Origin of the sequence: Mangrovimicrobium sediminis (assembly GCF_004745945.1) — a bacterium.
GTDB lineage: Bacteria > Pseudomonadota > Gammaproteobacteria > Pseudomonadales > Halieaceae > Mangrovimicrobium > Mangrovimicrobium sediminis.
On the sequence record NZ_SRLE01000005.1, the window covers coordinates 94,763 to 105,603 of the forward strand.

Annotated in this window: 8 protein-coding genes; 1 reads left to right on the forward strand and 7 read right to left on the reverse strand. The window is 68.2% G+C overall.

Going from position 1 to position 10,841, the window contains the following annotated elements; translation table 11 throughout:
* Positions 1–24: 24 nt before the first annotated feature.
* The 4 genes from atzF to E4634_RS05370 form a co-directional block, all read right to left on the reverse strand.
* Positions 25–1,839, reverse strand: a complete 1,815-nt coding sequence (atzF, locus tag E4634_RS05355) for an allophanate hydrolase (protein ID WP_135441587.1) — start codon at positions 1,837–1,839, stop codon at positions 25–27.
* Between the two features lie 36 nt (positions 1,840–1,875).
* Entirely contained in the window at positions 1,876–3,273 is a 1,398-nt protein-coding gene (locus E4634_RS05360; protein WP_135441588.1) for an amidohydrolase family protein, read from the reverse strand.
* Between the two features lie 16 nt (positions 3,274–3,289).
* Complete coding sequence (locus E4634_RS05365) at positions 3,290–4,414, reverse strand: HupE/UreJ family protein (RefSeq protein ID WP_167854779.1); 1,125 nt, start codon at positions 4,412–4,414, stop codon at positions 3,290–3,292.
* Between the two features lie 61 nt (positions 4,415–4,475).
* Positions 4,476–6,365 carry an adenine deaminase gene (locus tag E4634_RS05370; protein WP_135441590.1) on the reverse strand — a complete coding sequence of 630 codons (1,890 nt, stop codon included), beginning with the start codon at positions 6,363–6,365 and terminating at the stop codon, positions 4,476–4,478.
* A gap of 167 nt (positions 6,366–6,532) precedes the next feature.
* Here E4634_RS05370 and E4634_RS05375 point away from each other — a divergent pair, with 167 nt between their 5' ends.
* Positions 6,533–7,114, forward strand: coding sequence for a phosphoribosyltransferase (locus E4634_RS05375; RefSeq protein WP_135441591.1), 582 nt, complete (start codon positions 6,533–6,535; stop codon positions 7,112–7,114).
* A gap of 7 nt (positions 7,115–7,121) precedes the next feature.
* Here the strand turns inward: E4634_RS05375 and add (E4634_RS05380) are convergent, their stop codons facing one another.
* Genes add (E4634_RS05380) through add (E4634_RS05390) form a run of 3 tightly spaced genes read right to left on the reverse strand, consistent with a single transcriptional unit; the run spans position 7,122 to position 10,840 of the window.
* Positions 7,122–8,318, reverse strand: coding sequence for an adenosine deaminase (add, locus tag E4634_RS05380; protein ID WP_135441592.1), 1,197 nt, complete (start codon positions 8,316–8,318; stop codon positions 7,122–7,124).
* Positions 8,311–9,801 carry an amidohydrolase family protein gene (locus tag E4634_RS05385; protein ID WP_135441593.1) on the reverse strand — a complete coding sequence of 497 codons (1,491 nt, stop codon included), beginning with the start codon at positions 9,799–9,801 and terminating at the stop codon, positions 8,311–8,313. The genes add (E4634_RS05380) and E4634_RS05385 overlap by 8 nt, the downstream gene beginning before the upstream one ends.
* 31 nt (positions 9,802–9,832) lie before the next feature.
* Positions 9,833–10,840, reverse strand: coding sequence for an adenosine deaminase (gene add / locus E4634_RS05390; RefSeq protein ID WP_135441594.1), 1,008 nt, complete (start codon positions 10,838–10,840; stop codon positions 9,833–9,835).
* Position 10,841 lies beyond the last annotated feature (1 nt).

The following is a 10,841-nucleotide window of genomic DNA, read 5'->3' on the forward strand; positions in this document are numbered from 1 at the left end:
CGGAGAGCCGTAGCGTTGCGATGGCTAGGACGCGTCCAGCCAGGCGCGCCAGCCACCGTGACTGGTGATCTCGCAGGCGCCCTCGGTGGCGCGCGCCTCCGCCACGAATCCCGTGTACCAGCCGTCGTCGGCCAGCTGTACCTTGCCCAGCGCCAGCGGGGCGGGAATGCCGGAGAGGAAACTGCCCATGCTGGCCGCAGGCAGCGCCCACAGCTCCACCGCGATGCGGCTGCTGCAGGCGTCATCGCGTACCAGTGCCGGTCGCTGCGGCGGTCCGCCGGGCAGGGCGTAGAGGCGGTAGCCCGGTGCGGTGGTGGTGCTTGCCAGGCGCACGCCGCCGCGGCCGGTGAGTTGCCCGTTGAGCGGCAGTCCATCCATGTGCGCCCCGCACACAACGAGTGTCTGCCAGTCGCCACTGTCCACCGTGTGCACCTGTTCCGGCGGGCGCGCCAGGCCGGTGGCGCCGAGCGGCGGCGCGCTGGCATCCAGGTAGTCGCCGGCCAGTTGCAGCAGGGCGCGGTCGCAGCCGGCGGGACCGAACACGGTGAAGCCGCTGGGCAGGCCGGAGGGCAGGAAAGGGCCGGGCAGGGCGATGGCGGCGAGGTCCAGCAGGTTCATGAAATTGGTGTACACGCCAAGGTGGCTGTTGCAGGTGACCGGCTCGGCGAGCATCTGCGCCAGGGTGTAGATCTTCGGCGCGGTCGGGCTGAGCGCCAGGTCGAAACTGTCGAACAGCGCCTCGGCCTTCCGGCGGTAGTCCTTCAGGCGGTACATGGCGGCGAAGGTATCCACCGCGGTGCGCCGGATACCCGGCTCGATGATGCCGCGCACCACCGGGTGTATGGCCTGCGCCGAGGTCTCGATGAACTCGCGAATGGCGGCGTAGCGCTCGGCCACCCAGGGGCCCTCGTAAAGCAGCTGGGCGGCCTCCAGCAGGGGCGCGAAGTCCCACTCCACCAACTCGGCACCCATCGCCCGCAGGCGCTCGACCGCTGCCGCGTAGGCCGCGGCGTGGTCGGCGCAGCCACCGAAGTCCAGTTGTTCCGGCTGCGGAATCGCCACCCGTAGCGGTGCGTGGCGGTGAAAGCCGGGGTAGCGGCTGTCGATCAGCGGGCGCGCGTAGGCATCGGCACTGTCTACCGCCTGGGCCTGTTCGAAGACCGCGGCGACGTCCCCGGCGCTGAGCCCGAAGATGGTGATGGTATCCAGGGTGCGGCAGGCGGGCAGCATGCCGCGGCTGGAGAGTACGCCGCGGGTCGGCTTGAGACCCACCAGGTTGTTGAACGCGGCGGGTACCCGGCCGGAGCCTGCGGTGTCCGTGCCGAGTGAGAAGCTGGCCAGGCCCAGCGCCACGGCGACCGCGGAGCCGGAGCTGGAACCGCCGGAAATATACTCGCGGTCGAAGGCGTTGGCGCAGGGGCCCCAGGGCGCCGGCGAGCGCGTGCCGTTGAGGCCGGTGGCGAACTGGTCGAGGTTGGTCTTGCCCACGGGAATGGCGCCGGCGTCGATCAGCCTGGCCACCACCGCGGCGTCGCTGTCCGGGGTGAAGGCGAACTCGGCGCAGGCGGCTGTGGTCGGTATGCCCGCCAGGTCGATGTTGTCCTTGATGGCGAAGGGGATGCCGTACAGTGGCAGGTCAGAGGGCGAGCGCCCGTCCAGGCGTTCGACAAAGCACTCGCGTTCGTCGACAGTCAGGCGGTGAATCCAGACACCGGGCGGCGCCAGCCGCGCCTCGCGGGCATCCAGTTCGGCGAGCAGTTCGCGCACGTCGAAGGCGCCGCTGCGATAGCCGGCGAGCAGTGCCGCGATGGTCAGTGGCTGGTTGGCGGGAACGCTCATCCGTGAATCTCCTGTCGGTAGTGGGTCCGCTTGGGGCTAGCCCGGGGTGCGCAATGGGGCCAGGTGCCCGTCCAGTTTTTCCCGCAGCAGGGCGTCCGCCGCGCTGCGCAGTTGTGTCTCGTCGAGACCGGGGAACTCGCCGTCGCGCCACACCACGCGCCCGTGCACCACGGTCATCGCCGCGGGGCCGGCGAAGCCGACCTTGGCTGGCAGGCTGAGCGGGTCGCTGTCGGCGCCGGCGTAGTCCAGGCCGTTCAGGTCTGCGCAGAAAAAGTCCGCCGCCTTGCCCACCGCCAGCTCGCCGATGTCCGTGCGGCCCAGGCAGGCGGCGCCGCCGGCGGTTGCCATGTGCAGGTAGCGCTCCGGCGGTGGCGCCGGCAGAGGGTTGTGGCGGGCGTTGAGGCACTGCAGCAGGTAGGCCAGGCGCATGCACTCGGCCAGGTTCGAGCTGTCGTTGGAGGCCTGGCCATCCACGCCCATGCCCACGGTCATGTCCGCCGCGACCATCGCCGGCAGGTCGGTGACCTCGGCGCCGACCAGGAACACCGGCGCCGGGCAGTGGGCGACGCCGGTGCCAGTAGCGGCCAGGCGCGCGATCTCCGGCGGTGTGAATTCCCAGCCGTGGGCGAACCACACGTCGGGGCCGACGAAACCCACCGACTCGCACCAGTCCAGGCTGCGCATACCAAAGCGATCCAGCATGGCGGCGTTCTCGCCCTCGGACAGGTGGGTGTGCAGGCGCACGCCGTGGCGGCGCGCCAGGGCGGCGGCCTCGGGAAAGGTTTCCGGCAGCGAGTTGACCGGCTGGCAGGGGGCGACGACTACTTGCGCCATGGCGCCGGGGGCAGGGTTGTGGAACGCGCCAATCAACCGCTCGCAATCGGCGAGGAAGGCGTCGGTGGTCTCCAGCATGGCGTCGGGGATGGTACTGCCGGCACTCATCGGCAGCGTGTTGCAGCCGCGGCCCACGTGCAGGCGCGCGCCGAGCAGGGCGGCGGCCTCGAACTGGCGGTCCACCACGCGGCTGCCCATGTTGCTGTTGAAGTTGTACTGGTGGTCGAAGGCGGTGGTGCAGCCGTGCTTGAGCAGGTCCGCCAGGCTGATCAGCGAGGCGTGGTAGATACAGTCCTCGTCCAGCCGCGCGAAGATCGGGTAGATGGTGTCCAGCCACTCCAGCAGTGAGAGCGTCGTCCAGTCCAGGCCCGGCAGGTTGCGCACCAGCGCCTGGAAGAAGTGGTGGTGGGTATTCACCAGGCCCGGGTAGGCGGTGAGTCCGCCGCAGTCGACCACCTCGTCCACATCCGTCAGCGGCAGTTGCGGTCCGATGGCGGTGATCATGCCGTCGCGGGCGCACAGGTCCACGTCGCGCAATACGCTGCCCGGTGCGCCGGCGCACACCAGCTGGCGGAAGTTGCGGAACAGGACGGTGCTCATCGGCGGGCCTCGGATATCACAGGCTGGCCAGGCGCTGGATCAGCCAGAACGAGGAGACCAGCGCCACCGCCACCGCGATGGGTTTTTGCACACGTCCCGCGTACCAGCTGCGGCCGCGGCTCCAGGCCAGGCACAGCCACAGGCCGGCGAGGAAGATGACCTGGCCGATTTCCACGCCGACGTTGAAGGTCACCAGCGTGAGCAGGAACTGGTGGTCGTCCAGGGGCAGGGCGCGCAGGGCGCTGGCGAAACCCAGCCCGTGCAGCAGGCCGAAGCCGCTGATCAGTCCGAGGCCGGCGTGGGCGTGGTTGCCGCGCAGCACGGCGATGGCCAGCCAGAGGATGGACAGGGCGATGGCGGCCTCCACCGGGCCGGCGGGGAACTCCACCAGGCGGTAGGCGGCGATGATCAGGGTGATGCTGTGGGCGAGGGTGAACATCGAGGCGTAGAGCAGCAACTGACGCCAGCCGCTCGCCAGCAGGAACAGGCACAGCAGGAACAGCAGGTGGTCGGCGCCGCCGGGCAGGATGTGGGCGATACCCACGCCCAGGTGCTGCCACACGTCGAAGCCCTCTGCCGGAGGCGGCGCGGTGACCGGCCCCAGGCCGCTGGCAAACGGCGGGCTGCTCTGGTTGGCCACCAGCAACCGCGATTGCTTGCGGCCGGAGTCCGGCGCCTGCAGGCTCAGTGCGATGGGTTCCTCGAAGGCGAAACCGGAGCGGAAATTGAGGGTGAGCGGCGCCGCCGGGTCGACCGCGCCGCGCAGGGTAATCGCGGTCATCGGCCAGTTCACCGGGCTTTCGAAATCATCCAGGCTGGCCTCGACCGGCGGCGCAACAGCGACCGTTTCCAGCGCGACGCGCGCGGCGCCCTGGCGCAGCTCGATATTCTGTGCGAGCTGTTGCCAGAAGGCGCGCATGTCGGCGTCGGCCAGCGGGGATTCGCGTTGCGCCAGGTCGTAATAGGCCTGCGCACTGCCGCTGGCGCGCAGCAGGTCCAGGCTGAGCTCGAGGGTGAAGCGGCCGTCCGCCGCCACCTCGCCCGTGGCCTTGGTCATGTTGAGCAGGTGCGCGCCCGCCGGCGGTGCCGCGAGCAGCAGGCACAGCCAGAGCGAGGCGAGGAAACCGTTGCGCGCGTTCACTGTGCCGTCCTCTTTGCCACACCGACCGCCACGCCCGTCTCCCGATCTGCACGCATGTCGCTTACCACACCACCGGGTGGGTCTCGCCGCTGGTGACATCGACGAAGCCGCCGGGGTTGCCCTCGTAGGGCGCGACCAGCTGCCAGGTCCAGGGCGTGGCGGTGAGGAAGGCAAAGCGCATACGGTCCGGCAGGCCCGGCGCGCCGATCCACTCCATCTGGTCGGCGGCGGCAAACATCGCCTCGACCTCGGCGCCCACTTCCGCCACCGGCCGCGCCGTCATCAGGCCGGCGATATCCAGGGTGACGGTGGCCACGACCTTGCCGCCGCTGACCAGCGCCCAGCCGCCGCCCAGTTTGGCGACGGTGTTCACCGCCAGGGCCATGGCCGCGTCGTCGTTGCCCAGGGCCCAGACGTTGTGGATGTCGTGCATCTGCGAGCTGGCCAGGGCCGAGCCGGGGGTGAGCGGGCCGACGCCGCGCCAGAACATCTTCGAGACTGCGCCCTTGCCGTGGTAGCGGTCGACGACCGCCACCTTGCTGATGCTGCGCGCGGTGTCCGCGTGCACCACGCCATCGACCACCGGCAGGGTGTCCTCGAAGAACTTCGGCCCGAACACGAACGGTTCCATCAGCGCGACGTTGACCGTGTCGCGGCCCTCGGGCGCGACGATGGCAAAGTCGTCCGCGACGATCTCGCGGCCGATGTTGATCGTGTTGTAGGCCCAGTCCGGGTAGTCGATCTTCGCTACTGGCAGCAGGTACTCGGTGCCCCCCTTGCCTGCCAGCTTGCCATTGGCCACCACGCGGGTGATGGACACGCTCTTCGGATCGTCCAGCAGCACCACGTCCGCGTAGCGGCCCGGCGCGATGGAACCCACCAGGTGGTCGATGTTGAAATGCCGTGCGGTGTTGTAGCTGCCCAACTGGTAGGCGATCTCCACCGGCACACCGCTCTCGATGGCCATGCGGATGTTGTAGTCCATGGAGCCGAGCTGTTCGGTGGCGGCCACGTCGCGGTCGTCGGTGGTCACCGAGATGCTGCTCCAGTCGGTGATGCCCGCCTCCAGCAGTTTCGGGAACAGCAGCGGCATGGCGCCGGTGCGCACCTCGAGGAAGATACCGCGGCGCACTTTCTCCAGCCCTTCCTCGGCCAGGCGCACCTCGTGGTCAGAGGACAGGCCCGCGGCGGCGAAGGCGTTGATGTCGTCCACTTTGGTCATGCCGCTGCCGTGGCCCTCGACCACGCCGCGCTTGTCCCAGGTGGCCTGGATCATCTCCCAGATGCGCTGGTTGCCCGGCGCGTCGCGGTTGCTCACCGAGGGCCAGTCCATCACCTCGCCGAGGGCGACCACGCGCAGGTCCTGCTGCAGGAAGTCGCGCATCTCGTTGTAGCCGTAGTAGCCGCCGCCGAGCTCATACACGGTGGGCGGGGTCGCGGAACCGATGGCGGGGAAGATCTTCAGCGGGCTGCCGGCGTTCTCCGCGGCCAGCCAGAAGTCCACGTTGTGTTCGCCGACCACGTTGGAGACCTCGTGTGAGCCCTCCACCGTCCAGGTGTTGCCGCGCGGGATGACCAGCTGCGCCTCGTATTCCGGCGTCAGGTAGCTGCTCTCGATATGCTTGTGCGACTCGCCGAAACCGGGCACCGCCCACTCGCCGCTGGCGTCGATGGTCTTCGCCGCCTTGCCGGGCCAGGTGCCGCTGTCACCTGTCCAGGCGATGCGCTCGCCGCGTATCACGATGTCCTGTTTCGGCAGCCACACGCCGGTGAACACGTTGAGCACTGTCGGACCCTTGATCAGCAGGTCCGCGGGCTCGCGGCCCAGCGCCGTCTGCACCAGGTCCTGGCGGGTGGCGATTTCCTGCGACAGCTCGATTTCAGCGTCGGCCAGGGCGCCGGCCGCACACAGCCCGGCCAGGGCGGCGAATGCCCGCAGTCTGGTTGTCATTCGATTCTTGCGCATACCTGTATCCTCCTCGAAACTCCCGGCGCGGGCGGGGAAACGCGTCCCGGCCGGCGCCCAATTGCGCTACACTTGTCCCCCCGCTTCCCGGCCCCGCGCCGGGGGTGAACACACCCCGGCCCGCGCGGCCGGCTCGCCGAAGGAGTCGCGCCTTGAACAAGATTTTCCTGTCCGCCAACGACCTGCTCTACGATTCCTATCGTCTTGCCCAGCAGGTGTACGAGAGCGGCTTCCGGCCCAACTTCATCATCGGCGTGTGGCGCGGCGGCGCGCCGGTGGGCATCGCCGTGCAGGAATTCCTCGAGTACGTGGGCGTGCCCTCGGACCACATCGCCATCCGTACCTCCAGCTACCGCGGTATCGAGCAGCAGGAAAAGGTGGTGCGCGTGCACGGCCTGCAGTACATCATCGAGAACGTCAACGCCGAGGACGAGGTGCTGCTGGTCGACGACGTCTTCGACACCGGCCGCAGCCTGCGCGCCACCCTCGCCGAGCTGCGCGAGAAGTGCCGGCGCAACCTGCCCAGCACCATCCGCATCGCCTGCCCGTGGTTCAAACCGAACAAGAACGTCACCGACATCAAGCCGGACTTCTACGTGCACGAGACCGACGACTGGCTGGTGTTCCCGCACGAGCTCAAGGGCCTCAGCCTGGACGAGATCTGCGCGGGCAAGGGCCATATCGCCGACCCGCTGGCGGCGGTCCTGCGCGACCGCGATCGCTCCACCGGCTGAACCGTCACTACCGTTCCCCCGCCGCGGCGTAGGCGTCCAGCGCCGCCAGGTAGGCGCGCTTGTCCGCCTCGCTGAGCCAGGCGCCGCCAAACGCGCGGCGCTGGAAATCCAGCAGCTGCTCGCGGGTGTAGCCGTTTTCCTCGTAGAAGGCCTGGATCATCTCCGATAAATAGATGCCGGCGAAGTAGCCCGGGTCGTCGGTGTTGATCGTGGTCTTCAGCCCCGCCTCAGTCATCTCGTCGATGCGCCGGGTGTAGAGCTTGAAACCGCTGTCCTCGTAGAGCGCCGGGTTGTCCGAGTAGGTGGTGGCGCCGCACACGGTGAAGGTGACTTCGCGTTCGCGGGCGGTGGGGATCAACTGCGGCGTATCCATGATATTGATGCCGTGGTCCACGCGCCCGACCTTCAGCGTCTGCAGCAGCCAGGCCAGGTTTTTCTCGTAGTCCAGCTCGTAGCGGTCGATGTGCCCGGAGATGTGGAAGCCCAGTTCGCGGGCGCGCAGCATCACCGGTTCCAGCTTTTCCGCGTAGCCCTCCTGCGGGCCATTGTCCATGCCCACGCCGACGATGTGCGCCTTCCAGCGCTGGGCATCTTCCAGCGCCTGCAGCGCGGACTCGCGGCTGCGGTCGCGATGCAGCTGCATGAGCAGTTCGATGCGGATGCCGAGTTTCTCCGCGGCTTCCTGCTTCGCCTGTACCAGGCCGCTCATCATCGTATCGAAAGCCACGCCGCGGCTGGTGTGGCCCTGGGGGTCGAACATCAGTTCGGTGTAGACGACGTTGTTTTCCAGCTGGCGCAGGGCGAAGTCGTAGGCGACCTCGTAGAAATCCTGCTGGGTGACCATCACGCTGCGCGATTTCGCCAGCCCCTCGAGGAACTGGGTGAGCACGGAGCTGGCCAGCATGCGGTGGATACCGGGAATGTCCTGCGGCAGACCCTCGATATTGTTGCGCGCGGCGAGTTCCAGGATCTTCGGCGGCGTCAGGGTGCCCTCGAAGTGCACGTGCAGTTCTGCCTTGGGCATGGCGCGGATGAAATGCAGCATGTTCTGCCGGTAGTCCGGGTGGTCGCGGCCGTACTTGTGCGACTCGGACAGCAGCTGGCCGCCGGCGTCCTCCGGCGGCTTGCCATTGAACTGGGCATTGGCGTCGCTCATCAGCAACAACCCCGCTGCCAGCGCTGCAGCGCGCGCGAACTCATTCACCGACTACCTGCGCCACTTTTGCCGCGTCCTGATCTGCGGCCACCGCGCGGATGCGGTCGGTGCGCGTGTCGATCTCCTCGCGGATACGCTTCTCGTCAAAGGAGAGAATCTCGGTGCCGTTGACTACCTGCTCGCCGCCCACCCAGACTTCCTTCAGGTTGCGCAGGCTCGAGGCCAGCACGTAAGTGGCCAGTGGTTCATACACCGGCCCGGTGTCCGGCGAGCGCGGGTCGACCACCAGGAAGTCGGCGTACTTGCCCACCTCCAGGCTGCCCACCTTGTCGTCGATGTTGAGTACCTTGGCGCTGCCCAGGGTGTGCAGGTAGAGAATCTCCTGGATGGACATGGCACTGGCCTTCAGGTGCACGCCGCGCATGGTGTACAAACCGATGCGCATGTTCTGGAAGGGGTCGGAAACGTCGGTGCAGGACTGGTCGTCCAGGCCCACGGCCACCGGGATGCCGAGTTCCTGGTAGTGCACGACATCGGCGATACCGTCGGCGAGGCGGCCATTGGAGGTGGGCTGCCAGCTCATGCGCGCGCCGGTCTCGACCACGCGCTCGAGGATCTCGTCGTTGACATGGATGAAGTGGCCGAAGATGAAATCCGGGCCCAGCGCGCCGGCCTCGTCATACCAGGCGAACTTGGCCTGCTGTTCCGGTACCGCGTTGGGGCTCTCCAGGAAGTGGCTCTGGTTCATCACGCCGAACTCGCGCATGGCGCGCGCCTCGATGTAGGCGGTGCGCTTGGTGGGCATGAACTGCTGCTGGCCGGAGATGGCGTCGGCGAGGTACTGCGGGTCCTCGTGCAGGCCCTCTTTTTCAGCCCATTCGAGCAGGTTGCCGAAGCGGCCGATGATCTCGTCGTCCGTGCCGATCTCGGATAGCCAGGGGCTGTTGACGAAGCGCAGGCCGGAATCCAGCTTGGCCTTGATCTGGTTTTCCTCGTAGGGGCCGGGCTTTTGCGTCGGCGCACCCTGGGGCTGGCTGGGGTCGTCGGTGAGATCCTCCAGCACGCCGGGGTAGGTGAAGTCGTAGGCGGTGGTGATGCCGTTGCGCAGGAAATCCACCGAGCCGTGCAGGGTGAACCAGTACACGTCCTCGGCGGTGGTGTGGCGCAGGTAGTAGTCCCAGGCGCGGAACCAGCCGTAGAGGTTGACGTCGTGGCCGAGGCCGCGCAGGGGGCTCATGTAGATATGGCTGTGGGCACTGAGGAAGCCCGGGGCGACCATCAGTCCGCGCATGTCGCGCACCACCGGCGCATCGACATCCGCCGGCGGCTTGCCGGCGCCGATGGCCATGATTTTGCCGTCGTCGCCCACCTGCAGGTAGCCACTGAAGGCGTCTGGCTGGTCCGGGTCGACGGTGATCAACGTGGCGTTGGTGAGCAGCAGTGCGGGCTCGGCGGCCAGCGCCTGCAGCGGCAGCAGGCTCAGCAGTGCGGCGCCGAGGGCGGTCAGGGATGGACGGGAAAAACGGGTCATGGTCACTCCGGTCAGGTGGCTGGTGAATGCCTCAGTCCATGGCGGCTAGCGCCGCGCCGATGCGTTCGCGCAGGGCGCTGCGGGTGGTGTCGTCGCAAAACGCGCTGTCCACAGCGCGGTACTGGAAGGCCGCGATGTCCTCCAGGGTGAAATCGAAGATGCCGGCGGCCCAGGCCAGTTCGTCACACAGCTCGGTGTTAAGGACCACCGGGTCGTCGGTGTTCAGGGTCATCTTCACCCCGGCTTCGAGCAGCTGGGGGAAGGGGTGTGATTCGATCGACGGGTAGAGAATCGAGCAGTTGCTGCGCAGACAGACGTTCAGCGTGATGTCCTCGTCCACCAGTCGGCGCAGCAGTTCGGGTTCGTCCGCCGCGCGCACGCCGTGGTCAATGCGTTGCACCTTGAGCAGGTCCAGGGCGTCGCGCACGCCATCGGCGCCGGAGGATTCCCCGGCGTGGGCGGTGACGCCGAAGCCCAGCTCCCGGGCCATGGCGTAGGCGCGGGCGAAACGCTCGCCGGTGCGACCGGCGGCGGCCTCGTTGCCGTCCACGGACAGGCCGACGATGCGCGGCGCGGCGCGCTCGCCCATCCAGGCCACCATCTCCTCTGCCTCCTGCGCCGACTGCTGGCGCAGGATCGAGGGCAGCAGGCGCACGTCCACGCCGTAGTCTGTTTCCACGGCGTCGAAGGTGGCCGAGAGCGCCGGCAGCAGTTCCTGGTAGCGCAGCCCGGCCCAGTGTGTGGGATTGATGATCACCTCGGTGTAGCAGATGCCCTCGTCGCGGCAGCGGCGGCCGAAGTTGTCCGCCACCATCTGCGCCTCCTCGGTGCTGGCCACCAGCGAACACACCCAGTCCAGGGTCTCGAGGAAGGCGCCGATATCACTGAGGTCGTAGAGGTCGTCCAGCGGGCGCTGCAGCGGTACGCCGCGAGCCTCGGCCAGGCGCGCGACCAGCTGCGGGTCGAAGGTGCCCTCCAGGTGGATGTGCATCTCCAGCTTGGGCAGGGCGCGGATGGCGTCGACGGTGGCGATGGTCATG